The sequence below is a fragment of the Variovorax sp. WS11 genome (assembly GCF_010499245.1).
In the GTDB taxonomy this organism is placed as follows: domain Bacteria; phylum Pseudomonadota; class Gammaproteobacteria; order Burkholderiales; family Burkholderiaceae_C; genus Variovorax.
In genome coordinates this window covers 684,404-706,686 of the sequence record NZ_JAAGOW010000004.1, presented here as the reverse complement: position 1 = coordinate 706,686, position 22,283 = coordinate 684,404, and the positions used below count along the sequence as shown (strand labels likewise).

Sequence of the window (22,283 nt, the reverse complement as noted above, 5' to 3'; positions counted from 1 at the left end):
GCAGCAAAACCCCGACAGGGTCCGCAAGGCAGCGAGCGCTCGAAAAGCGCATCGCCGCGACCATTCATCCCGTGCCCAGCGAAGTTCAACGCTTCTCAAAAGCTTGATCGTTGAGGCGCGCAAACCTCAACTTTGATGAATGGAAAAGGAACTGTCATGGAACTCAATGGAAAAGTCGCACTCGTGTCCGGCGCCTCGAGCGGCATCGGCGCCGCAACCGCTCGCAAGCTGGCGGCCAATGGCGTGAAGGTCGGCGTCGCCGCCCGCCGCCTGGATCGTCTCGAGCAGCTCGTGAGCGAGATCCGCGCTGCAGGTGGCGAGGCCGTGGCGATCGCCATGGACGTCACCGATCCTGCGGCTGTCGCTGTCGGGGTCAAGAAGCTGGCCGATACCTACGGCGCGATCGACATCGCGTTCAACAACGCCGGCCTGATGCCGATCTCGGACGTCGAGAGCCTGAAGACGGACGAATGGCACCGCATGATGGACGTCAACGTCAAGGGCCTGCTGAACACGACGGCAGAGGTCCTGCCGTACATGAAGAAGCAGGGTGGCGGGCACATCGTCAACACCTCGTCGATCGCCGGACGGAAGGTGTTCCCGGGCCTGGCGGTCTACTGCTCCAGCAAGCACGCGGTGACCGCGTTCTCGGAGGGTCTGCGGCTGGAGGTTGCGCCCAAGCACAACATCCGCGTCACCTGCATCCAGCCGGGCGCGGTCGAGTCCGAGCTGTTCGAGCACATCTCCGACGAGAAGTACCGTGAGCAGATGGAGCAGTTGAAGGACCAGATGACCTTCCTCAAGGCCGAGGACATCGCCGACACGATCCTGTTCGCGCTGAAGGCGCCGAAGCATGTGAACGTGGCGGAGGTCTTCGTGCTGCCCACCACGCAACCCTGGTAAGCCTGCCGGCCAGCCGGCCGCCGCTGGATTCACCGCGGCAGCAGGCAGGCCGACAGCAAGCCACCACTGCGGTGCCCGCCACAGCGGGCATCGCGCCACTGAGGACGAATCGTGAAGATCACCGGCTACATCAACCTCTATCGCAGCGGCTGGTTTCACCGCCAAGGAAAACCAAGCGCATTCGATCTGCATGCGGGAGACGTCTATCCGACGCTCGAATCCGCACAGCGCGACATCGAGCCGCGCACGCACTATCTGGCGACGGTGCCCGTGCGCTGGCAATCCGACCAGGACATGGCCCCCAACCCCGCCGACTCGGTGCCGGTCCCGCTTTCGGTCAGCCGCGCCGCGTTCCAGGGCACGGGGACCACCGCGTCGATGCGCGGCAATGCCGCTGTCACGGGTCTTCGCGGGCGTGACCCGCACTGGCGAGGATTAGGCAAGGATGGGCGGGGATTGGCATACCGCCCTCCCGCCCTCCGTTCCTAGACTTCATGTCATCCCTGCAACAGCGCACGGATTCAACCCACCACCCTAGGAGCACTCATGTCTGGAATCGAAGGAAAAGTCGTCGTCATCACGGGCGCCAGCAGCGGCATCGGCGAGGCCACCGCGCGCTTGCTGTCCGAGCGCGGCGCGCGCGTTGTGATGGGCGCTCGCCGAACCGAGCGGCTGGAATCCATCGCCGCGGCCATCATCCGCGAAGGCGGACAGGCCCGCTTTCGTGCCGTCGACGTGACGAAGCGCGAGGACGTCGCTTCGTTCGTCGATTTCGCCGCGCACGAGTTCGGCCGCGTCGATGTCATCGTGAACAATGCGGGGGTCATGCCGCTCTCGCCCCTGGAAGAGACCAAGGTCAACGAATGGGACCAGATGATCGACGTGAACATCCGCGGGGTTCTGCATGGCATCGCCGCGGGCCTGCCCCGGATGCGAGCGCAAGGCAGCGGGCAGTTCATCAACATGGCTTCGATCGGAGCACACACGGTGTCTCCGACAGCCGCGGTGTACTGCGCGACCAAGTTCGCGGTGCGGGCGATCTCGGAGGGGCTTCGCCAGGAGGTCGGGGGTGACATCCGCGTGACCGTGGTGTCTCCCGGCGTCACCGAGTCCGAGCTCGCCGAAAGTATCTCCGACGCGAGCGCGCGCGAAGTCATGCGTGGCTACAGGCAGATCTCGATCTCGCCCTATGCGATCGCCAGGGCCGTGGCCTTCGCCATCGACCAGCCCGACGACGTCGACACCAGCGAAATCATCATTCGGCCGACGGCAAGTCCCTATTGAACTTGCTCGGCCGCCTGCCAGGCGCGGCGGCGCGATCGCCATAGCGGGATCGCCGGCCGCCTTCAACTTCCGTGAAAGACCCATGCACACACCCAAAGCAGACTATCCACTCTCCGAGATCCGCCGCTTCCTTGAGCCCGGCCCTATCGTCCTGGTAGGGTCCGCGTGGAAGGGACGTCGCAACGTCATGGCGATGGGCTGGCACATGATGCTGGGCTTTTCGCCGGCGCTCTTCGCCTGCTACATATGGGAGGGAAACCACAGCTACGAAATGCTGAGGCGAAGCAGGGAGTGCACCATCAATCTCCCGACTGTGAGCATGATGGATCAGGTCGCCGGAATCGGCAACTGCAGCGGCCGAAGCCTGGACAAGTTCGAGACGTTCGGCTTGTCGACTTCCGCTGGCGGGCATGTCGACGCGCCGCTGATCGACGACTGCCCTGCGAACTTCGAATGCCGCCTCGTCGATGAGCGCCAGATCCCGGAGTACGGCCTGTTCATCTGGGAGGTCGTCAAGGCGCATGTCCGCCCCGATCCCGAGTTGCCCACGACCATGCACTACCTTGGCAGAGGGGAGTTCATGACCTCGGGCGCGATTGTGAGTCGACGCGACGAATTCAGACCCGGCAATCTCTGATTGGACCTCCAATGCTGATCACCAGACATCTCATCGCCCTTGCCTTCGCCGCGCTTGTGGTAGGCACCCTCCCTTATACCGCGCTCGCTGGACCACCACCCTCCGCAACGCAGGCGCCTGCTTTCTATCGAACCGCGCTCGGCTCTTTCGAGATCACGGCCCTGTCGAACGGAACGATCGAGCTGCCCATCGACAAACTGCTTCTCAACGCCACGCCGGCACAAGTACGCAAGGCACTGGACCATCACCATCTCCACACGCCATTGGCGACTTCCGTCAATGGGTACCTGATCAACACGGGCACCAGGCTGATCCTGATTGACGCGGGCGCAGGCTCGCTGTTCGGGCCGACCCTCGGCAGGTTGTCGACCAATCTCAGGGCGGCAGGGTATGAGCCAGAACAGGTCGACGAGATCTACATCACCCATCTGCACCCAGACCACGTCGGGGGCCTGTCCGTTGACGGCCAGCGAGTGTTCACCAATGCCGTTGTGCGTGCGGAGCAGAAGGATGTCGACTACTGGCTGAGTTCGTCGAACAGGGATCGTGCGCCGGCCGACAGCAAGATCTTCTTCGACGGAGCCATGGCGTCGCTGAATCCCTATGTCGACGCCGCGCGACTCAGACCTTTCAGCGGCGACTCGGAGCTTGCGCCGGGCATCCGTGCCAGCGTGACTCGCGGCCATACCATCGGGCACAGCATCTACGAGGTGGAAAGCGACGGGCAGCGCCTGGTGATCTGGGGAGACCTGGTCCACGTGGCCGCGCTCCAGTTCGCGCACCCGGAGATCGCCATCACCTTCGACAGCGACCGCAAGACGGCGGTGCGGCAGAGACGCAGGGCGTTCGAGGCAGCGGCGCGTTCAGGGGACATGGCCGCGGCCGCACACGTCGCCTTCCCCGGTCTGGGTCGCGTCCGCTTCCGCCACGGCGGCTACGAGTGGATACCGGCGAACTACGAGGACATTCAGGCAAGCAAGCGTTAAGGTCAGTGCAGATTGACCCCGTCGGCGTGTCCCCTGCGGGTCAGATCATCTCGAGCGCAATTGCCGTCGCCTCGCCACCGCCGATGCACAGCGAAGCGACTCCGCGCCTTGCCCCGCGCGCACGCAGCGCGCTGATGAGCGTGACGATGATGCGCGCACCAGAGGCGCCAATCGGATGACCCAAAGCGCATGCCCCGCCATTCACGTTGACGCGCTCGTGCGCCAGTTCCAGTTCGCGCATCGCGGCCATCGTCACCACCGCAAATGCCTCGTTGATCTCCCAGAGGTCAACATCCGCGATGCCCCACGCAGCGCGCTCCAAGACCTTGCGCATTGCACCCACCGGTGCCGTCGTGAACCACCGTGGCTGATGGCCATGCGTCGCATGGGCTGCGACCGCGGCGAGCGGTGTCACGCCATGCGCCTCCGCGGTCGAGCGGCGCATCAGGACCAGTGCCGCAGCACCGTCAGATATGGAACTCGAATTGGCTGCTGTCACGGTGCCGTCCTTGCTGAATGCCGGTTTCAGGCCTGCGACTTTTTCCACCTGCGCCTTCACCGGTGGCTCGTCCTGCATGACTGGGACTTCCCCGTGGCGCCCGGCCACCATCACCGACGCAATCTCGAAGTCGAAATGGCCATTCTGCATCGCCCGCCGCGCGCGCGTCGTGGATTCGATGGCGAACGCGTCCTGTTCGTGCCGCGTGAATCCAAAGTGAGCGGCGCAGTCGTCGGCGAAGCCACCCATCAAACGCCCTTTCGTATCTCGGTCATAGCTGTCCTCCAAGCCGTCCTGGAACATGTGGTCAAGAAGCGAGCCATGTCCCAAGCGCAATCCCGCGCGTGCTTTGGGCAGCAGGTAAGGCGCGTTGCTCATCGATTCCATGCCGCCGGCAACGATGACTTCGCTTGATCCCGCCACCAGAAGGTCATGTGCCATCATCACCGCCTTCATCCCGGAGCCGCAGACCTTGCTGATAGTCGTGCACCCCGCCGAGACCGGCAGGCCAGCGCCAAGCGCCGCCTGCCTCGTCGGAGCCTGACCCACGCCCGCAGGCAACACGCAACCCATCAGCACCTCCTGGACAGCATCCGGGCCAATGCCAGCGCGCTGGACTGCGGCGCGAATGGCGAACGCACCGAGTTGCGGCGACGACAGCTCAGCCAGGCAGCCCTGGAAAGCGCCGAGCGGCGTGCGCGCGAGGGATACGATGACGACGGGGTCATTCATGAACAGTCCTTCGGTTCTCAGCTTCGATCACGAAAAAGAAGCCGCGTGCAGTCCCATGGGCCAACAAGATCCGTATCGCTCATCCGAGCGGACATTGATCGCAATGCCTGCCCGGGAGCTATCGCAATCCCTAAGGAGGGCCACTATACATCTGAACGTTTGTTTGGTAAAGTGAGGCTTCATTCGGAGCGTCATCCCATGACTCAGGTCACCTCGACCAACTTGCTGTACGACCCCGCCACAAAGCAGAGATCGCAGGCCAAGATGGCGCGCATCCCCATCAAGGTGGCGCCTGCAGAAGCGCTGGCAAGGCCAGACTGGATTCGCGCCAAGATCGGTTCACCGTCAATTCGCTTCTATCAGATCAAGCGGATCCTGCGCGATCACAGCTTGCACACCGTCTGCGAAGAAGCCTCGTGCCCCAACATCGGCGAATGCTTCGGCAGCGGCACTGCGACCTTCATGATCATGGGCGACAAGTGCACGCGCCGCTGCCCTTTTTGCGATGTCGGCCACGGCCGGCCGGACCCGCTCGATGTGGACGAACCCGCCAACCTCGCCAGGACGATCGCGGCCTTGCGCCTCGCGTATGTCGTGATCACGAGTGTCGACCGCGACGATCTGCGCGACGGCGGGGCCGGCCACTTTGTCGATTGCATCCGTCAAGTGCGCGGGCTGTCGCCAACCACGCGCATCGAAATCCTCACACCTGATTTTCGTGGCCGGTCTGAACGCGCGCTCGAGATCCTGAGGGATGCACCGCCGGACGTGATGAATCACAACCTAGAAACCGCGCCGCGCCTATACAAGCAAGCGCGCCCCGGTTCTGACTACGTTTCCTCGCTGAATCTCCTGAAGCGCTTCAAGGAACTCGCTCCAGGCGTGCCAACCAAGAGCGGCCTGATGGTCGGGCTGGGAGAGACCGACGAAGAGATCGTGCAGGTGATGCGCGACATGCGCGAGCATGGCGTCGACATGCTCACGATTGGCCAGTACCTGGCGCCGAGCAGCCACCACCTGCCGGTGCGCCGCTACGTGAACTCCGACACTTTCAAGATGTTCGAGACCGAGGCGGCCCGGTTGGGCTTCACCCACGCCGCGGTCGGCGCGATGGTGCGCAGCAGCTACCACGCGGACCAGCAGGCGGATGCCGCGGGCATTCTCTAGCAAAGCCGGCTCGACAGCGGCACTTCTCAGTTCTGACATTGCACGAGGCGCGCATGACTCGAAGGCTCCCCAAGCTCCCCCCTGCTCTTCACCGGATGCTCGAGCATCGCGCCGCCGAGGCGCCTGACCGCCGTTTCCTCTTGCACGAGGGTCGCTGGTGGACCCTCGGCGAGTTGGAGCTCTACGCGCGTTCGATCTCCCTTGAGCTTCAAGCGCTGGGCGTCGGCCGGGGCGACCATGTCGTCGTGATGATGCCAAGCTCTGCACGCTACATCGCACTTTGGTTCGCCATCTCGAAAGTCGGTGCCGTCGAGGTTCCGGTGAATGGCGCCTATCGCGGTGAGGTCCTGCGCCACATTCTCCGCACGGCAAAGCCAAAGGTGGCGCTGGTCGGGGCGGAGCACCGCGCGGTCTTTGACGCGGTCTGCGAAGAAGCGATTCCAGTCCGCGACGTGCATGACCCGGCAGATGCTCGCTTCGCGTGGAATCCGTCGCGCGCAGATGAACTCGCCTCGCTGGATCATCCAGGTGTCACGACGCAACCTTCCGATCCTGCCTCGATCATTTTCACTTCCGGAACCACCGGCCTGTCGAAAGGCGTCGTGGTCAGCCACCACCATCAGATCAGCTTCGGTCACTTCTTTGCCGAGATCGTCCACTTCGCCGCGGACGACACTGCGTACAACTTCCTCCCCTTCTTCCATGTCGCCGCCAAGTTCGAGACGATTGGCGCGATGCTCTCCTGCGGCCGCATGATGCTGCGCCCAAGCTTCAGCCTTTCTGGATTCTGGCCCGACGTCCGCGAAGGTGGAGCGACTCTGTGCGTGGCAGTCGGTGGGCTATGCCACATGCTGAACAGTCGTGAGCCGACACCGGACGATGCGAACAACCCGATGCGACTCATCTACGCAGTGCCAATTCCGTGGGAGTTCAAGGACAAGTTCGAGGCACGTTTCGGCTTGAAGCTGGTCGAAGCCTACGGTAGCACCGAGGCTAGCCTGCCTCTCTACACCCGATTGGGAGAGGAGACGCCGCGCGGCTCTTGCGGGCGGGTCAGCGACCATTTCGAGGTTACGGTCCAGGACGACGCCGGCAACGTGCTGGCGGCGGGAGTTCCGGGCGAAATCTGCATACGGCCGAGACATGCCCAGACCATGATGACGGGCTACTTGGGCCTTCCCGAGAAGACTGAGGAAGCCATGAGGGACGGCTGGTTCCATTCGGGTGACCGCGCCACGATGAATTCGGAAGGGTTCGTTTTTTTCCTGGACCGCACCAACGATGCCATCCGCCGGCGTGGCGAGAATATCTCGTCATTCGAGGTCGAGCGGGCGCTTAACGCGCATCCGGAGGTAGCGGAAGTTGCCGTCGTACCGGTGAGGGCGGATGTCGGCGAAGATGAGGTGAAAGCGGTGGTCGTACTGAGGCAAGGCTCCACGCTGACTCCCGAAGCGCTGCTCGAATTCGCGGCTTCGACAATGCCTTATTTCATGGTGCCGCGCTATATCGAATACCGTACGGATTTGCCGCGCACTGAAACAATGAAAGTCAGGAAGATCGACCTGCGGCAAGAGGGCATCACGCCGAACACCTGGGATGCCGAACGTGCCGGCATCCGCATAACGCGCCGTGGCCTCGAACGCATTGTCAAAAGGGCAACCTCATGACTGGTACCATCCATTTGCAACGACGAAGATCCATATGGCAAACGTGAAAAGCAGGGTCCGGGAAAATCCCGCAACCAAGCCAAAGGCCGACGCAAGTGCAAAGCCGCAGGGGCCGATCGGCCGTGAGGCTGTACTCGACGCGGCAATCCACCAGTTCTCCATCGCCGGGTATGACGGCACCACGATGAGAGAAATCGCCTCCGTATCCGGGATGCTGGTAGGCTCCATCTACTACTACTTCAGCTCGAAGGAACAACTGTTCCTTGCGGCGCACGAGCATGCGATCGAGCACATCTGCGCGGCCGTACGCAAGTCGATCGACCCGGCGGCCGACCCGTGGACCCGGCTGACCCAGGCCGCGCAGGGCTACCTGGAAAGCATGCTGAACGACTACGAGTACGCCAGCATCATCATCTCTGAGTTTCCTCGCAGGCGGGCGGACGAGCTTCGCGACGTCCTCATCTCGCACCGGCAGCGATTCGAGGACCTGTTCGCCGACATCATTTCGGAGATCCCGTTGCGCAAGGGCGTGGACCGCAGCTACTTTCGTCTCGCTGTCCTCGGCATGTTGGCGTGGACCTACACCTGGTACAACCCGAAAGGCAGGGATTCGCCGCGAGTGATCGCCAAAAAGATGGTCAGCATGCTGAGGGAGGCGAACAGCTGAGCGCCTTTCCGAGCTCGGCCGCGCCGACCTGCACGCCCTATATCGAGCCGGTGTCGATGACCTCGGTCGTGATGATGATGGGTAAGTGGCCGTCCGGCAGGAAGTTTTTCTCGTCCTCGCGCGTGAGGCGGTAGGGTTCAGTCGCCGCACCCTCTCTCATCTGCCTGGTGGACGCAAACCACGTTATCGCCAGTCCGTCGAAGCGCGGCTCGCCATCGACATACTCGTCGTCGTTGCAGTGGTTCTGTTCGTAGCGCAGGATCGTCGGGATGGTTGAGCCGAGCGGGCCGTGGACCTGGCGCCAGTATTCTCGAAACGGGTTCAGCGCCATCCCCGGGCGACGATTGACGAACTCGATATTCTTGACCGCACCCTCAGGAATCCGCTCGTTCTTCACCACATGGGGGTCGACGATCATAGGCAGCGAAACTTGTGCATCCACGAACGTCAAAGCCGGGCGTCCCAGCTTGAGCGCGTGCAGGTATGCGCGGGCATCCTGGAGATCATCGAACCACGTCTCCTCGACGGCGTCGAACAGGAGCTCCCCCTTCTTGTACCCCTGCGGCAGGGTGTGGGACTGGACGTACCTCGTACACCCTTGAGGAGGCACGGAGCGCTGCATGGCGTCACGCAACTGCGCGTGGAAGTCCGCCAGAGGAATTCCGGACGCCCTTTTGCTGAGCAAGACGACTTTCGGCATGGCAATTTTCGCTGATTGGGTTCGTAAGGAAATGAGCGCGCACACTAGGCTGCTGGCGTTGAACGACGCAGGTGCTCGTAGCGATCGTCTTGCTGCTCGCCACGACGCTCAAGCCACCAGCCATGCTGTTCAGGCCAGCGAGCCCAGGCTTCCCGGCCGTCAAGGCTCAGGAAGGCGTGGACCGCCCAGTTGGGGTTGAAGAGCGCCTCGCGCGCAATCGCGATGAGATCCGCCTTTCCCTCGGCAAGAATCTCTTCGGCGTGCTCGGCATCTCGAATGAGGCCGACTGCAACGGTCGGCATGCCCGTGGCCACGCGAACCGCGTCCGAGTACGGCACGTGAAATCCAGGGGTACGGCTCACGAGCTGCTTCTCCTTGGGCAGCTTCATGCCGCCGGAAGAGCAGTCGATGACGTCGAACCCGCGGGCCTTGAGTTCCCTCGAAAAGGCGATGCTGTCCTCGATCGACCAGCCGATCTCGATGCCATCCACGCTCGACAGCCGGGCGAACAGCGGCTTGTCCGACGGCCAGACCGAGCGGATGGCTTCTGCCACCTGAAGAGGGAACCTCATGCGCCCCTCCAGAGATCCCCCATACTCGTCCTGCCGCGTGTTGGAGATGGGCGACAAGAATTGATGAAGCAGATAGCCGTGAGCACAATGCAACTCGATCACGTCGAATCCCGCGGCATCCGCCCTGCGGGCTGCGTCCGCAAAGTCGCCGACGATTTCCTTGATCTCACTCGCATTGAGTTCACGCGACGGCGGCCATGCTCGACCGGCAGGCTCTGGTGTCGCGCTCACTGTGTCCCATAGTGCCTGGCTGTCTGCGGTTTTCGAGCCGAGCAGCGGACCGCTACCTTCCCAAGGTCGTTCTGACGAGCCCTTGCGTCCGGCATGACTGAGCTGGATACCCGCAGCCGCGCCAAGGCCGTGAAGCAGCGTCGCGATTCTTCCAAGGCCGGCAATCTGTTCGTCGTTCCATAGGCCGACGCATCCGACAGTGATGCGCCCCTGCATGCTGACCGCAGTCGCTTCCACGAACACGAGTCCCGCCCCGCCCAACGCAAAACGGCCCAGGTGGGCCAGATGGAAGTCACTGACAAGTCCGTCGTTGGCGCTGTACATGCACATCGGTGAGATCATCACGCGGTTCTTGAGAACCACCCCCCGTAGCTGGAGCGGCGAGCCAAGCTTGTACTGAGATTGAGTCATATGGGTTTCGTGCAAATTTGACGGGCCAGAGCGACTGCCAGGTCCACTAATTGAGTCCAAGGAATGCCTCCTGAACGCGCGGATCCTCCAGGAGATCTGCGCTGGAGCCTTCCAGCTTGATTCGACCTTTTTCGATCACGATGGCGTGTTGACTCACCTCGAGACCTCGACCCACGTCCTGTTCGACCAACAAGATCTGTGTTCCATCTCGGGCCAGCTTCGGGAAAAGGTCGAAGAGCTGGTCGACGATGATCGGCGCAAGTCCCTGAGACGGCTCATCCAGGATGAGGATCCGCGGGTCGGCCATCATGGCCCGCGCGATTGCCAGCATCTGCTGCTCGCCGCCAGACAGCATCCCGGCCGTTTGAGAGAGCCGTTCGCGCAAGCGCGGAAATCGGACCAGCTCGCGTTCCACTCGCCCCTTGCGGTGCGCCGCGGACAACCTGTAGCCGCCGATATTCAGGTTCTCCAGCACGGAAAGGCCAGAAAACGTCCCTCGGCCTTCCACCACCATGCGCACGCCACGCCGCGCGATCTCATGCGGAGCCAGCCCGTCGATGCGCTCACCGTCGAACTGTACTTCTCCAGCGTGCCACGGAAGCAAGCCGCACACTCCACGCAAGATCGTCGACTTTCCGGCTCCGTTGGAGCCAACGATGCTGGTGATCGCATGGTCGCGCAAGTCGAGCGAAATACAATCGAATATCGACGCCCCCTTGTAGTAGCCGCCTCGGAAATTAGTGATGCTGAGCATATCGACCTCCGAGGTATACCTCAATGACTTCCGGCGCCCTCGCCACCTCTTCCGGCTTGCCTTCAGCCAGCTTCTTGCCTTGCGCAATGACGACAACGCGATCACTGACTCGCATCACCGAGCGTACGTCATGCTCAACGAAGATCACACTGATGCCGTCTCCCTTGAGGCCCAGCACCATCTGCAAGATGCTCTCACTGTCGGCCGCGTTCAAACCCGCCAGGATCTCGTCGGTCATCAGCAGGCGGGGACTGCTCGCCAATGCCCGTGCAATCTCCACGCGCTTTTGCTCGCCCATGGTGAGGGTCTCCGCGACTGAGTGCACTCGGTCTTGAAGCCCGGCGTATGCGATGGCGCGGGCCGTACAGTCCGCTGCCGTTTCGCTGGTCCTGTGCCACTTGCTGCGGAACAAGCTCGCAACATGCACATTGTCCCAAACCGACATTCCTATGAGCAGCGAGGCCGACTGAAACGTGCGCACGGCGCCAAGCTCACTGACTTGGTCAGGGCGCAAACCCGTGAGCGATCTTCCCGATAGAACGATCTCGCCCGATGTGGCCGGCATCAGCCCGGAGATGACGTTGAAGAGTGTGGACTTTCCCGCGCCGTTGGGTCCGATCAGACCGAGCACTTCTCCTTCGTACAGGTGGAATGAGATCCCACTCAAAGCCTTGATTCCGCCGAATGCCTTGGAGACATCACGTACGTCCAACAGTTTCGTCTGTTCCATCGATTGACCTCACGAAGGATTGTCGTTGCGCCTTGGCGACCCGGCGCCTTTCTCGGATTGACTTCACCAAGGAAACCAGGCCGCCTGGGTAAAGAGTGATGACCGCCACGATCAACGCGCCGTTGATCAATCGGTGATAGTCGAGAAAGTTGCCCCAGGCGATCTGGTCGATGATGCTCAGGCCGATCCCGCCGATGACCGGTCCAACGATGGTCCCGGCGCCACCAAAGATGCTGACCAGGATCATGTTCAGCGTGATGTTGACGTCAAAGACACTCTGCACGGCAACAAAGGAAAGGAACGGTGCAAACGCTGCCCCCACAACCCCGGGCCAGGCAGCACTGATGATGAACGCGATAGATTTGTACTTGATGGTTCGGATGCCAATCGAGCTTGCAAGAATCTCGTCCTTTCGGATGGCGTGGAGCGCGTATCCGATCTTCGAGTTGACAACCAGAATGACTGTTGCAAGCACTCCGCCCAGCAGTGCGAGGAAGAGATAGTAGAAGTCGACCACGGCCATTTGCGTCGGAACTGACCATCCCAAGTCATTGGGCCTCAAACCGCGGGTGAACGTCCACCGCTGTAGAAGTGTCTCGAACACCAGCATGACGGCGAGCGTCGAAAGTGCGAAGTAGAGACCTTTCTGCTTGAAGACCGGTACAAAGAGTGCGGCCACCGCGCCCCCTACTACGCCGCCGAGCACCATGACGACGAGAAGCGGAAGCTGGTATCGCACGATTCCGATCGCCGCGACGAATGCGCCGATGCCAAAGAACACACCGTGGCCGAAGCTGGCGTATCCGGTGAATCCACCGATGATGTTCCAGGCGCTTGCTAGGCTGATGTTGATAAATATGAAGATCAACAAGCGAACCCAATAGTCGTTTGCGATGAGCGGAATCAGCGCAGTGGCCGCCAGGCCTGCGACGAGGATTCCGAGCTGACGACCACTGAGCGCTGCGCCAATCAGGGGTCTGGAGGATTGCATGCTGCTCATGTTCATTTCCTGGTCGTCGGCCCCAAACCAAGGATCCCCTGTGGTCTGAGGATGAGAAAGAGAAGTAGGACGCCGAAGGTAATGGCAGGTGCAATCGTGGGAGCGTAGAACGAGGCTCCGAAGCTGAGCACGCCGAAGATCAGCCCTCCGAGCAGTGCACCCACCATGCTGCCCAATCCACCAATCACGATCACCAGAAACGAATCGACGGTCCAGGTGAAGTGCATGTAGGGAGCGACTGGACTGAGCGTGACGAACAATCCGCCTGCCAGGCCAGCCCAAAGTCCTGCAACGAACATTGTCCTCTCGAACGTCTGCGACAAGTTGATCCCGTTCAACTGCGCCGCCTCGCGGTTGTTGCTGGACGCCCTGATCGCCCGACCGAACTCCGTCTTTCCGAGAACGAGGAACAGCGCTCCCGCAGACACAAGGCTCACGACAAAGACCACAAGATCGAATGATGGAATGAAGGTGTTTCCCAGCAGCCATCCCGCCGGAAGACCTGTCTTGATACGAAGCAAGCGCTCTTCGGTTCCCCAAAACATGGAACCGAGTTCTGTAATCACGGCGGCGATACCGAATGTCTGCACCAAAACCATCAGCGGCTCAAGCCGGAAAGTGCGGGCCACGAACACCTTCTGGATCACCACCGCCAGCAATCCCGTGGCCAGGGAAGCCATCGTCAATGAGAGAAGGTAGTTCATTCCAAACTTTACCGATAGATACTGGGTGGCCAGCCCTCCGAAAACGACGAGTGCTCCATGGGCAAAGTTGACGATGCCAATCACACCGAGCACAAGGCTGAAGCCAAAGGCTGCCATGGCGAAGATTCCTCCGCGCAGAAGCCCGTAAACGACCACATCTTCCATACGTCACCTCGTCATCTCGACCAACACTCACCAAACAAACGTTTGGCGTGTTTGAATGATCGCTTGCTCGATTGAAAATGCCATTAGGGTTAACCCCTGAACACTTCAGCTCCAGGCCCGCTGCACGAACCACTCCTGGAGGACGACTCATGCCCCGGTCGCCATGTTCGCGCCGGCCATCGCGTTTACCCTGATGACGGTAGAGCCATGAGCAATGAAGATATCCAACAGGCCAAACGTTTGTTTGGTTACCGCAATCGGTTCAACTGCCGATACTTCCAAACCCCCGGACGCTTTGCCAGCCTTGTGGAGACGAATGTGACCCAACTCAACGAACCCGATTACTCGCCAACTCGGCGAACGATCTTGAAGAACGCGTTGGTCAGCGGAGGCACGCTGGCAGCATCAACAGCGCTCCCTTTGCTTTCCCGATCGGCCCTCGCGCAGGCGCCGGGCAACGATGTGATCCATATCGGGGCGTCCCTCCCCCTTACAGGGTCTTACGAAAAGGTGGCGCGGATCTGCAAGGATGCCTACGACTTCTGGACCAAGACCTACAACGGGAAGATGGTTGTCGCAGGCAAGGAGCGCCAGATCAAGTGGACCTTCTACGATGACGAGAACAACTCGTCGCGAGTGGCGCAACTCACCGAGAAGCTGCTCACATCGGACAAGGTCGACATTCTGGTGGGCAGCTACGGCACCGACACGATCCTCTCCCAGGGTGCCATCGTCAAGAAGCATGGGAAGGTCTTTGTTCAGACCGGGGCCTCGTCGATCCGTGTAGACGAAGAACTTGGCGGGCACACCGCGTTCACAGCAAACGGCCGGGTCGGCACGTATGGTGTCGGGGCAATGAACTACCTCGCTACAAAGACGCCGAAACCGAAGCGCTTGGCCTTGGTGATCATGGATGACCCGGTGTACGTGGAAATTGCCGAGGGTGTACGGCAGAAATGCAAGGAACACGGCATCGAGCTCGCGGCCGAAGTCGTGCTGCCGATGAACGTGCAGGACCTGCGTCCGACTGCGCTGAAACTCCGGACCGCCGGCCCCTTGGATGTCGTCTACAACACGGGCTGGGATGTCATCTGCGTCAAGCTGGTGGAAGAAATGGCTGCGATCGGCGTGAACCCAAAGGCGTTCGTCGGCGGGCACCTCACCGGTAGCCCGGTGGTGAAGAACACCCTCGGGGCGAAAATGCAGGGCATCATCGGCACCGCCGTTTGGTTGCCTCAGTTTGGATATCGGGACGACAAGTTCACCTCCACTCAAGAGTTCGCGGAGAAGTACCGTGCTCAATTCGGCTACACGCCGACCTACCAAGCGGCCTTCTCGTACATCATTCCGTGGATCTACCAGCAGGTGCTGCGAGATGCAAACCCCGCCGATCCCTTCAATGCCGCGGACTTGCGACGACGACTCGCCGCCCTCGATGTCAAGGACAGCATCTGGGGCCCGATCTCGTTCGATGAACGCGGAAGAATCCGTCGCGACGCCGCACCTGCGATTCAGTGGATGGGAAATCCTGCGAGCGAGAAGATCGTGTCGCCGGCTGCGATGGCCGAGTCCCCTGGCATCTATCCGAAACCCACCTGGCAGTAGTGGGGTGGAGACGGCCGATGCAAGCGATGTATCACAGCGCTTTGACGAGCTCCGGCACGGCCGTGAACAGGTCGGCTTCCAGGCCGTAGTCGGCCACCGAGAAGATCGGCGCTTCCGGGTCCTTGTTGATCGCCACGATCACCTTCGAATCCTTCATGCCGGCCAGATGCTGAATGGCGCCCGAGATGCCGCAGGCGATGTACAGCTGGGGCGCCACAATCTTGCCGGTCTGGCCCACTTGCCAGTCGTTGGGGGCGTAGCCCGCATCGACTGCGGCGCGGCTGGCGCCCAGGCCGGCGTTGAGCTTGTCGGCCAGCGGGGCCATCACCTCCTGGAACTTCTCCGCGCTGCCCAGGGCGCGACCGCCGGAGACGATGATCTTGGCGGCCGTGAGTTCGGGGCGCTCGCTCTTGGTGACTTTACGGCCGACGAAGCTGCTCTTGCCGCTGTCGGCCACGCCCTCGGCGTTCTCGACCGTGGCGCTGCCGCCGATGGCGGCCGCCGCGTCGAAGCCGGTGGTGCGCACCGTGACCACCTTGATCGCATCGCTGCTCTGCACGATGGCAATGGCATTGCCGGCGTAGATCGGGCGCTCGAAGGTGTCGGGGCTGTCGACCTTGGTGATGTCGCTGATCTGGGCCACGTCCAGCTTGGCGGCGACGCGCGGGGCGACGTTCTTGCCGTTTGCGGTGGCCGGGAACAGGATGTGGCTGTAGTTCTTGGCCTCACCTCCACACAGGCCAGGACTTGAGCAGCAACGTTCTCGGCCAGGCTCTCGGTGAGGCTCGGGCTTTCGGCAGCGATCATCTTGGCCACGCCAGCGATGCGGCGGCCGCGGCCTCTGCCGCGTTGGCACCAACCAGGTTGGCCAGCATCTGGCCGATCTGGTTGGCATCGTCATCGATGGCCTGCTTGCCGAGAATGACGAGCTGGGGAGCTTCCTTGTCGACCAGCGCCTTCAGCAGCTTGGCCACAGCCAGCGGCTCCAGCTCTTCGGTGGTCTCGACCAGAATGCCGCGGTCGGCGCCGATGGACATGGCGGTGCGCAGGGTCTCCTGGCACTTCGCATCGCCGCAGGACACGGCAATGATCTCGGTGACGACGCCCTTCTCCTTGAGCCTCACCGCTTCTTCGACGGCGATCTCGTCGAAGGGATTCATGCTCATCTTGACGCCGGAGATGGCTACACCCGTGCCGTCGGACTTGACGCACCTTCACGTTGTAGTCTACGACTCGCCGTATACCCACAAGCATCTTCATGGCGGTCTCGGAACAATGCCATAACGCCAAGCGCCCCTCAGCGTCAGGTCTCGATGATTGCCAGTGGGTTGCCGATCGCAAGTTCGGCGCCAGGCTCTGCCAGCAGCTCGATGAGCCTGCCGCCCATTGGCGCCTCCACATCGACAGAGGCCTTGTCTGCCTCAAGCGTCGCGATGGTCTCCCCTTTCACGATCTCATCGCCTACGGCCTTCACGAATTCCGACAGAACGACATTTTCGGTTGTGAGGCCGAGCTTGGGAACTTTAACGGTCACTTTCATGGTAATGCCTATTTGCCTTGATAAATTGCAGTTCGCTTTTCAAGGAAGGCCCGCATGCCTTCCTTCTGGTCTTGCGTGTAGAAGAGGCGCGCGAACTCCTGCAGCTCGTACTCCAAGCCTGCATCGAAGCCCGGATCGGACCCCACGTTGACGCTGGCCTTTGCAGCTGCCAGGGCGAGCGGCGCCTTGGCTCCCAGCTCGTCCGCGAGCGCCTGGGCGGTCGACAACAGGTCTGACCTGCCGACGCACTGATTGGCCAGCTGCAGCGATACTGCCTCGGTGCCGGATATATGTCGTCCAAGCATCAGGATCTCCTTTGCCTTCAGGCGGCCCAGCCATCGCGTCAAACGTATGGCCGCGCCAGCACCCGGGATGACGCCGATGTTGATCTCCGAAAGACCGAATCGCGCGTCATCGGCGCAGACAACAAAATCGCAGGCCAAGGACAGTTCCGTACCGCCCCCGGTGGCCCACCCCTTCACTGCAGCTATCACGGGCTTGCGACAAAGCTCGATGTCGCGAAAGAGGTTGAGCCACTGCCTGTTGTAGCGAAGGACACGTTCCGAAGTCATGTCCTTCAGCTCGGAAATATCGGCACCGGCAGTGAAGGCGCGCTCGCCGGCCCCCGCAAAGACAATCGACCGAATGGAAGAATCTTCGCTTGCGTCAGCAACGGCCGTGCGACACTCACGGATACAAACGCTGTTCATCGCGTTGTGAACCCGCGGTCGGTTCAGCACAATCCATCTGGACGACCGAACTGTCTCGACCGAGATGGTGGAGAATGCATCCTCGCTCATCGGGCCACCAACTGCGACGTCGCCTTGACGATTGCGGCTGCGCTTGGGATGTACTGCTTCTCGAGCGCCGGTGTGAAAGGGCTCGGAGCGAACGGACCCGTCAGGCGCGCGGGTGCGACTTTCAAGGCCGAGTGAGCTTTTTCCGCCACCACAGCAAGGATCTCGGCGCCTATGCCGAAGGCGCCGTACCCTTCGTGGACCACGAGCAGGCGGCCGGTGCGCCGGACGGAGTTCACGATCGCGTCGACATCCAGCGGGCTGATCGACCGCGGGTCCAGGATCTCCGCTTCGATGCCCGCATCGGCAAGAATAGCCGCGGCCTCCAGCGCCTGCAGAACCATTTGGCTGTTTGCGACGATCGTGACATCGCGACCGGGCCGCTTGATCTCCGCCGTTCCGATCGGCAGCAGGAACTCCTCGCCTTCGCCCGCCACGTCACCCGAGGTTCCAATGAGCTTCTTGCTCAGCAAGCACAGCACTGGGTTGTTGTCGCGGATACCGCTCTTGACCAAGCCCAGTACGTCTGCGGGGGTCGACGGTGTGACAACCTTGAGGCCAGGGATGTGCGCGAACCAGGCTGCCAGGTTCTGCGAGTGCTGCGGGCCGGCGTTGACGCCACCTCCTCCGAACGTGTACAGGAAAAGGGGCACGCTGACCTGCCCGCCCAGCATGTATCGCAGCTTTGCGGCCTGGTTGACGAGCGGCTCCGCACAGCAGGTGAGGAAGTCTTCAAATCCGATCTCGACGATGGGTCGCAAGCCGGTCATCGCAGCGCCCACCGCTGCAGAGACAAAGCCGTTCTCGGAGATCGGGGTGTCGCGTACTCTGCCGGGCCCGAATTCCTTGTAGAGCCCTCGCGTTTGCGCGAAGATGCCGCCACTCTCACCCACGTCGATGCCCATGAGCATCACGTTCTCGTCACGGCGCATCTCTTCTCTCAAGGCGCGAGTGAGCGCCTGGTAGTACTTGGTGCGTGCCATGTTCTCAGCTTTCGTAGACGTCTTCGTAGATCGCTTCCGAGGAAGGCTCGCTCAGCGTGGATGCCCACTGCACCGCGTCCACGATGGTTGCCTTCGCACGATCGCGAATTCGCTCCAGTTCCTTCGCGTTCAGGCCGACGACTCCGGCCAGTCGCGTCTCGAAGAAGGCGATGGGATCAAAGGTCGACGGGTTGTCGCGCTCTTCCTTCGTCTTGTAGACCTGGGGGTCTCCTTCGTAGTGCCCATGCCATCGGCTTGCCTTGGCTTCGATAAGCGTCGGGCCCATGCCGCTGCGCGCGCGCTCGGCGGCGCGATGCACCGCATCGTGAACTTCAAACACATCCTCTCCGTTGATCGTGACGCCGGGAAACCCGTAGGAGGCCGCACGCGGAGCGATCGTCTCCAGTGACACATGAGCCGAATACGGCGATAGTTCGGCGTACCTGTTCGACTCGCAAAAGAAGATGATCGGCAGCTTCCATATGGCCGCCATGTTCATGGCTTCGTGCGCAATTCCGGTCGAAGAAGCCCCCTCGCCGAAGAATGCGATGACGCAGTCGCTCTTCTTGCGCACCTGCAGCGACAGGGCCGCTCCAAGTCCCAGTCCCATGGACTGGCCCACAATGCCGTTGGCGCCCAACACGCCTTTGGAGACGTCCGCTATGTGCATGGATCCGCCGCGTCCTTTGCCATAACCCTCTTTCTTTGCGAAGAGCTCAGCCATCATGTGTCTCGGACTCGCTCCTTTGGCCAGGCAGTGACCATGGCCTCGGTGGTTGCTGGCGATGTAGTCCGCATCGGTCAGTGTCGCGCACGCGCCCGCGGCGCACGCCTCCTGGCCAAGCGACAGATGGATAAATCCCGGCAGATCGCCTTCCTTGTAGTGATGGGAGGCGGCAAGCTCGAACTCCCGGATCTCACACATCGTCCGGTACAGCTTCTCGGCAAGTTCTCTGGTGATCATGTCAATCCTCCCGCCCTAGCATCCAAGCGATCGAGCGATGAGCAACTGCTGAATCTCGGTGGTTCCCTCACCGATCTCGAGAATCTGCGCTTCTCGGTAGAGACGGTTCACACGGTATTCGCGCATGAAGCCATAGCCACCATGGATCTGGTACGCGTCGGTCGCCGCTTGCACTGCAAGGCGCGTTCCCATGAGCTTCACCATCGCCGCTTCGGTATGACAGTCCTGACCCTGGGCATGGAGCCACGCCGCGTAGTGCGCGAATCTTCGAATTCCTTCAGCGTGCGTGGCCATGTCTGCAAGCTTCGCCTGAGTCAACTGGAACTCGCTGAGGGCTCTGCCAAACTGCTTGCGCTCCTTGGCGTAGTTCAGCGCCTCTTCCAGGCACGCCCGGGTCAATGCACCACCCAGCGTACCGAAGACGATTCGCCCAAGATTGAGACCGGCAAGCGCCTGCCGCAGCCCAGCCCCCTCCTTGCCGAGCAGGCTATCCGATGGGACGCGACAATCCTCGAGAACGAGTTCGCGGTTATCCATGCCATGCCATGCCATCTTGTCGAAGGATTGACCCAGCGTGTAGCCCGGCGTACCCATGGGAATGATGAAGCAGGAAATCGACTTCCTGCGACCGTCCTGTTCGCCCGTTGCCGCCATCAGCACGGTCCCGTCGCTGATCTTCGTACCGGCATTGCTGATGAAGATCTTGTTGCCATTGATGATCCACTCGCCCTTGGCATCGCGCACCGCCTTTGTCCGCAGGCCCGCAGCGTCAGATCCAGCACCAGGCTCAGTCAGGGCAAACGCTCCCAGCTTCGCGCCGCTGGCAAAATTCGGTAGCCACTTTTCCTTTTGAGCCTGCGTGCCGAGGTGGACGTACATGTTCGCCACCATGACGTGCACCTGCCAGATCAGCGCGAACGTCTGGCTCACGGCACCCATTTCCTCCATTGCAAGGATGTACGTCAGTGAATCCAGTCCGCTTCCTCCGTACTCGGGCGGAATGAGAATTCCCGCCATCCCCAGATCGCTCCATTTCTTCCAAACGTCATAGGGGAACTCGTGATCGCGATCCATCTGCTCCTGGGCCACTGCCACTTCGCGCTGCGCAAAGTCCCGGACCATTCGTTGCAGTTCGACTTGCTCCGATGACAGCTCAAAGTCCATTGCTTACTCCGATGTTAAGAACTACCAAACGCTTGTTTGCTGGAAGTATAGGACACCTCGGACTTTTTGCAAGCCGTCCATATAGCTTTACCAAACAAGCGATTGGTGTTATCTTGCTCGCCTCAACGAGAGGCGCCCGATGGAAATGACCCTTGAAGACCACTCCCGCAAGCAGGTTGCTGCGCCGACGCTCGCTGCGGGTGGCGCGGCGGCGAACAAACCCCAACCTCTTGCGGGGTTCCGCATACTGGACCTCACGCGCTTGCTGCCTGGGGCCTACTGCACGCAGATGCTTGCGGACATGGGCGCGGAGGTCATCAAGGTCGAGCAGCCCGGCGTTGGGGACTACTGGCGCTGGATGGAGCCGAAGGTCAAGCGCCATGGATACCAGTTCCTGGCGCTGAACCGTGGCAAGAAGAGCATCACGCTGGACCTGAAGAGACCCGAAGGCCGCGACGCGTTCATTGCCTTATGCAAGAGCGCCGATGTCGTATTCGATGGCTTTCGACCCGGCGTGATGAAGCGGCTGGGGCTTGACAGCGATTCGCTCCACGCCATCTATCCCACGCTTGTGTACTGCGCCATGTCTGGATTCGGACAGGATGGGCCTGACGCCCTTGTTGCCGCTCACGACCTCAACTACCAGGGGATGACCGGCATCCTTCACTATGTCAATGGCTCGACGAACGCCCCGCACGCGACCGCGCTCCCAGTGGCGGACCTTGGCGGCGGGGCGTTGATGGCGATTGCCGGCATCCTGGCCGCACTGATCGAGAGGGAGCGCACGGGCAAGGGTCGCACAGTCGACGTCTCGGTCGCCGACGGCCTGTTGTCATGGGCAAGCTTCATGACGTCGAAGTGGAACGTGGCAGCGCTGCCGCAAGAGGGCTCGCCCTTCGACGAGCCGTTCGACAAACCTTTCTATTCGGTCTACGAAACCGGGGATGGCCGCCATCTCGTCGTAGGCGCGTACGAGCCGAAGTTCTGGAAGACCCTTTGCGACGTGCTCTCGCTGGACCATTGGGTTGACAGGCAATGGGTCGAAGGGCCGCAAGAGCAGGAGTTGCGCCACTTGCTGGCCAATGCCTTCAAGACGAAAACTCTGGCCGAATGGATGGAAATCTTCTCGACAAGCGAAGCCTGCGTGACGCCGGTGCTGAGCGTGAAGGAAGCACTTGACGGCCCCCAGGCTCGGGCCCGGGGCTCCGTCCTCACGATTCAGGACCCCGTCGAAGGCGAGTTGAAGCACATCGCTTGCCCCATCAGGTTCGACAGCGTCGCGCTGGGCTGCGTGGAGCCTTGTCCTCCGTTGGGCCGCGAGACTGACTCGCTGCTTTCCGACGCCGGCTTTAGTGACCAGGCGATCGCCGCAATGCGAGACGCCGGCGTGATCTGAGCACGATCTTCTCGGCCTCGCACGA

22 protein-coding genes and 2 pseudogenes are annotated in these 22,283 nt (G+C 61.5%); 10 read left to right on the top strand and 14 right to left on the bottom strand.

What is annotated here, in order from left to right; genetic code table 11:
- The first annotated feature begins 156 nt into the window (after nucleotides 1–156).
- From GXN78_RS32790 to GXN78_RS32770, 5 genes are all read left to right on the top strand, one after another.
- Nucleotides 157–903, top strand: coding sequence for an SDR family oxidoreductase (locus GXN78_RS32790; protein WP_106558309.1), 747 nt, complete (start codon nucleotides 157–159; stop codon nucleotides 901–903).
- Nucleotides 904–1,014: 111 nt separating this feature from the next.
- On the top strand, nucleotides 1,015–1,392 hold the full coding sequence (locus tag GXN78_RS32785; protein ID WP_106558310.1) for a hypothetical protein: 378 nt from the start codon (nucleotides 1,015–1,017) through the stop codon (nucleotides 1,390–1,392).
- Nucleotides 1,393–1,449: 57 nt separating this feature from the next.
- Nucleotides 1,450–2,187: an SDR family oxidoreductase gene (locus GXN78_RS32780; RefSeq protein WP_106558311.1), complete on the top strand. Its 738-nt coding sequence runs from the start codon at nucleotides 1,450–1,452 to the stop codon at nucleotides 2,185–2,187.
- Between the two features lie 82 nt (nucleotides 2,188–2,269).
- On the top strand, nucleotides 2,270–2,824 hold the full coding sequence (locus GXN78_RS32775; protein ID WP_106558312.1) for a flavin reductase family protein: 555 nt from the start codon (nucleotides 2,270–2,272) through the stop codon (nucleotides 2,822–2,824).
- Nucleotides 2,825–2,835: 11 nt separating this feature from the next.
- A complete protein-coding gene (locus tag GXN78_RS32770; RefSeq protein ID WP_106558313.1) occupies nucleotides 2,836–3,810 on the top strand; it encodes an MBL fold metallo-hydrolase in 975 nt (324 codons plus the stop codon).
- Between the two features lie 40 nt (nucleotides 3,811–3,850).
- On the opposite strand, the gene GXN78_RS32765 is transcribed toward GXN78_RS32770, so the two are convergent.
- The gene (locus tag GXN78_RS32765) at nucleotides 3,851–5,041 is read right to left on the bottom strand and encodes an acetyl-CoA C-acyltransferase (protein WP_106558314.1); all 1,191 of its coding nucleotides are present in this window, start codon (nucleotides 5,039–5,041) and stop codon (nucleotides 3,851–3,853) included.
- Nucleotides 5,042–5,239: 198 nt separating this feature from the next.
- Here GXN78_RS32765 and lipA point away from each other — a divergent pair, with 198 nt between their 5' ends.
- From lipA to GXN78_RS32750, 3 genes are read left to right on the top strand one after another with little or no spacing between them, the layout of a single operon-like run.
- A complete protein-coding gene (lipA, locus tag GXN78_RS32760) occupies nucleotides 5,240–6,208 on the top strand; it encodes a lipoyl synthase (RefSeq protein WP_106558315.1) in 969 nt (322 codons plus the stop codon).
- 53 nt (nucleotides 6,209–6,261) lie between these two features.
- Complete coding sequence (locus GXN78_RS32755; protein ID WP_106558316.1) at nucleotides 6,262–7,875, top strand: AMP-binding protein; 1,614 nt, start codon at nucleotides 6,262–6,264, stop codon at nucleotides 7,873–7,875.
- 34 nt (nucleotides 7,876–7,909) lie between these two features.
- Nucleotides 7,910–8,542: a TetR/AcrR family transcriptional regulator gene (locus GXN78_RS32750; protein WP_106558317.1), complete on the top strand. Its 633-nt coding sequence runs from the start codon at nucleotides 7,910–7,912 to the stop codon at nucleotides 8,540–8,542.
- A 37-nt stretch (nucleotides 8,543–8,579) separates the two neighbouring features.
- Here the strand turns inward: GXN78_RS32750 and GXN78_RS32745 are convergent, their stop codons facing one another.
- The 6 genes from GXN78_RS32745 to GXN78_RS32720 are packed head-to-tail and all read right to left on the bottom strand — an operon-like array spanning nucleotide 8,580 to nucleotide 13,809.
- Nucleotides 8,580–9,242, bottom strand: a complete 663-nt coding sequence (locus GXN78_RS32745; RefSeq protein ID WP_106558318.1) for an EthD family reductase — start codon at nucleotides 9,240–9,242, stop codon at nucleotides 8,580–8,582.
- Between the two features lie 44 nt (nucleotides 9,243–9,286).
- Nucleotides 9,287–10,456, bottom strand: a complete 1,170-nt coding sequence (locus tag GXN78_RS32740) for an NADH:flavin oxidoreductase/NADH oxidase (RefSeq protein ID WP_106558319.1) — start codon at nucleotides 10,454–10,456, stop codon at nucleotides 9,287–9,289.
- A gap of 46 nt (nucleotides 10,457–10,502) precedes the next feature.
- Nucleotides 10,503–11,210 (bottom strand): ABC transporter ATP-binding protein, encoded by a 708-nt coding sequence (locus GXN78_RS32735; RefSeq protein WP_106558320.1) that lies wholly within the window; start codon nucleotides 11,208–11,210, stop codon nucleotides 10,503–10,505.
- Nucleotides 11,194–11,940 (bottom strand): ABC transporter ATP-binding protein, encoded by a 747-nt coding sequence (locus GXN78_RS32730; RefSeq protein ID WP_106558332.1) that lies wholly within the window; start codon nucleotides 11,938–11,940, stop codon nucleotides 11,194–11,196. Before GXN78_RS32730 ends, GXN78_RS32735 begins: the two co-directional genes overlap by 17 nt.
- Complete coding sequence (locus tag GXN78_RS32725) at nucleotides 11,909–12,940, bottom strand: branched-chain amino acid ABC transporter permease (RefSeq protein WP_164256079.1); 1,032 nt, start codon at nucleotides 12,938–12,940, stop codon at nucleotides 11,909–11,911. The genes GXN78_RS32730 and GXN78_RS32725 overlap by 32 nt, the downstream gene beginning before the upstream one ends.
- A gap of 2 nt (nucleotides 12,941–12,942) precedes the next feature.
- The gene (locus GXN78_RS32720; protein WP_106558322.1) at nucleotides 12,943–13,809 is read right to left on the bottom strand and encodes a branched-chain amino acid ABC transporter permease; all 867 of its coding nucleotides are present in this window, start codon (nucleotides 13,807–13,809) and stop codon (nucleotides 12,943–12,945) included.
- 207 nt (nucleotides 13,810–14,016) lie between these two features.
- Between GXN78_RS32720 and GXN78_RS32715 the strand changes: the two genes are divergently transcribed.
- Nucleotides 14,017–15,414: an amino acid ABC transporter substrate-binding protein gene (locus tag GXN78_RS32715; protein ID WP_106558323.1), complete on the top strand. Its 1,398-nt coding sequence runs from the start codon at nucleotides 14,017–14,019 to the stop codon at nucleotides 15,412–15,414.
- Nucleotides 15,415–15,445: 31 nt separating this feature from the next.
- Here GXN78_RS32715 and GXN78_RS32710 read toward each other — a convergent pair.
- The 7 genes and pseudogenes from GXN78_RS32710 to GXN78_RS32680 form a co-directional block, all read right to left on the bottom strand.
- A pseudogene (locus GXN78_RS32710) lies at nucleotides 15,446–16,236 on the bottom strand (electron transfer flavoprotein subunit alpha/FixB family protein); the annotation flags it as partial.
- A 38-nt stretch (nucleotides 16,237–16,274) separates the two neighbouring features.
- Nucleotides 16,275–16,674 (bottom strand): annotated as a pseudogene (locus GXN78_RS32705) (electron transfer flavoprotein subunit beta/FixA family protein); the annotation flags it as partial.
- Between the two features lie 43 nt (nucleotides 16,675–16,717).
- A complete protein-coding gene (locus tag GXN78_RS32700) occupies nucleotides 16,718–16,954 on the bottom strand; it encodes a lipoyl domain-containing protein (RefSeq protein WP_106558324.1) in 237 nt (78 codons plus the stop codon).
- 8 nt (nucleotides 16,955–16,962) lie between these two features.
- Nucleotides 16,963–17,754 (bottom strand): enoyl-CoA hydratase/isomerase family protein, encoded by a 792-nt coding sequence (locus tag GXN78_RS32695; protein ID WP_106558325.1) that lies wholly within the window; start codon nucleotides 17,752–17,754, stop codon nucleotides 16,963–16,965.
- Complete coding sequence (locus GXN78_RS32690) at nucleotides 17,751–18,734, bottom strand: alpha-ketoacid dehydrogenase subunit beta (RefSeq protein ID WP_106558326.1); 984 nt, start codon at nucleotides 18,732–18,734, stop codon at nucleotides 17,751–17,753. The genes GXN78_RS32695 and GXN78_RS32690 overlap by 4 nt, the downstream gene beginning before the upstream one ends.
- Nucleotides 18,735–18,738: 4 nt before the next feature.
- The gene (locus GXN78_RS32685) at nucleotides 18,739–19,698 is read right to left on the bottom strand and encodes a thiamine pyrophosphate-dependent dehydrogenase E1 component subunit alpha (protein ID WP_106558327.1); all 960 of its coding nucleotides are present in this window, start codon (nucleotides 19,696–19,698) and stop codon (nucleotides 18,739–18,741) included.
- Nucleotides 19,699–19,713: 15 nt separating this feature from the next.
- The gene (locus GXN78_RS32680) at nucleotides 19,714–20,862 is read right to left on the bottom strand and encodes an acyl-CoA dehydrogenase family protein (protein WP_106558328.1); all 1,149 of its coding nucleotides are present in this window, start codon (nucleotides 20,860–20,862) and stop codon (nucleotides 19,714–19,716) included.
- Nucleotides 20,863–21,001: 139 nt separating this feature from the next.
- On the opposite strand from GXN78_RS32680, the gene GXN78_RS32675 reads away from it, so the two are divergent.
- Entirely contained in the window at nucleotides 21,002–22,258 is a 1,257-nt protein-coding gene (locus GXN78_RS32675; RefSeq protein WP_106558329.1) for a CaiB/BaiF CoA-transferase family protein, read from the top strand.
- Nucleotides 22,259–22,283 lie beyond the last annotated feature (25 nt).

Coding starts and splice junctions, on each gene's coding strand:
- GXN78_RS32790 (WP_106558309.1), top strand. CDS start 157: ATGGAACTCAATGGAAAAGTCGCACTCGTGTCCGGCGCCTCGAGCGGC.
- GXN78_RS32780 (WP_106558311.1), top strand. CDS start 1,450: ATGTCTGGAATCGAAGGAAAAGTCGTCGTCATCACGGGCGCCAGCAGC.
- GXN78_RS32775 (WP_106558312.1), top strand. CDS start 2,270: ATGCACACACCCAAAGCAGACTATCCACTCTCCGAGATCCGCCGCTTC.
- GXN78_RS32770 (WP_106558313.1), top strand. CDS start 2,836: ATGCTGATCACCAGACATCTCATCGCCCTTGCCTTCGCCGCGCTTGTG.
- GXN78_RS32765 (WP_106558314.1), bottom strand. CDS start 5,041: ATGAATGACCCCGTCGTCATCGTATCCCTCGCGCGCACGCCGCTCGGC.
- lipA (WP_106558315.1), top strand. CDS start 5,240: ATGACTCAGGTCACCTCGACCAACTTGCTGTACGACCCCGCCACAAAG.
- GXN78_RS32755 (WP_106558316.1), top strand. CDS start 6,262: ATGACTCGAAGGCTCCCCAAGCTCCCCCCTGCTCTTCACCGGATGCTC.
- GXN78_RS32750 (WP_106558317.1), top strand. CDS start 7,910: ATGGCAAACGTGAAAAGCAGGGTCCGGGAAAATCCCGCAACCAAGCCA.
- GXN78_RS32745 (WP_106558318.1), bottom strand. CDS start 9,242: ATGCCGAAAGTCGTCTTGCTCAGCAAAAGGGCGTCCGGAATTCCTCTG.
- GXN78_RS32740 (WP_106558319.1), bottom strand. CDS start 10,456: ATGACTCAATCTCAGTACAAGCTTGGCTCGCCGCTCCAGCTACGGGGG.
- GXN78_RS32735 (WP_106558320.1), bottom strand. CDS start 11,210: ATGCTCAGCATCACTAATTTCCGAGGCGGCTACTACAAGGGGGCGTCG.
- GXN78_RS32730 (WP_106558332.1), bottom strand. CDS start 11,940: ATGGAACAGACGAAACTGTTGGACGTACGTGATGTCTCCAAGGCATTC.
- GXN78_RS32725 (WP_164256079.1), bottom strand. CDS start 12,940: ATGAGCAGCATGCAATCCTCCAGACCCCTGATTGGCGCAGCGCTCAGT.
- GXN78_RS32720 (WP_106558322.1), bottom strand. CDS start 13,809: ATGGAAGATGTGGTCGTTTACGGGCTTCTGCGCGGAGGAATCTTCGCC.
- GXN78_RS32715 (WP_106558323.1), top strand. CDS start 14,017: ATGAGCAATGAAGATATCCAACAGGCCAAACGTTTGTTTGGTTACCGC.
- GXN78_RS32700 (WP_106558324.1), bottom strand. CDS start 16,954: ATGAAAGTGACCGTTAAAGTTCCCAAGCTCGGCCTCACAACCGAAAAT.
- GXN78_RS32695 (WP_106558325.1), bottom strand. CDS start 17,754: ATGAGCGAGGATGCATTCTCCACCATCTCGGTCGAGACAGTTCGGTCG.
- GXN78_RS32690 (WP_106558326.1), bottom strand. CDS start 18,734: ATGGCACGCACCAAGTACTACCAGGCGCTCACTCGCGCCTTGAGAGAA.
- GXN78_RS32685 (WP_106558327.1), bottom strand. CDS start 19,698: ATGATCACCAGAGAACTTGCCGAGAAGCTGTACCGGACGATGTGTGAG.
- GXN78_RS32680 (WP_106558328.1), bottom strand. CDS start 20,862: ATGGACTTTGAGCTGTCATCGGAGCAAGTCGAACTGCAACGAATGGTC.
- GXN78_RS32675 (WP_106558329.1), top strand. CDS start 21,002: ATGGAAATGACCCTTGAAGACCACTCCCGCAAGCAGGTTGCTGCGCCG.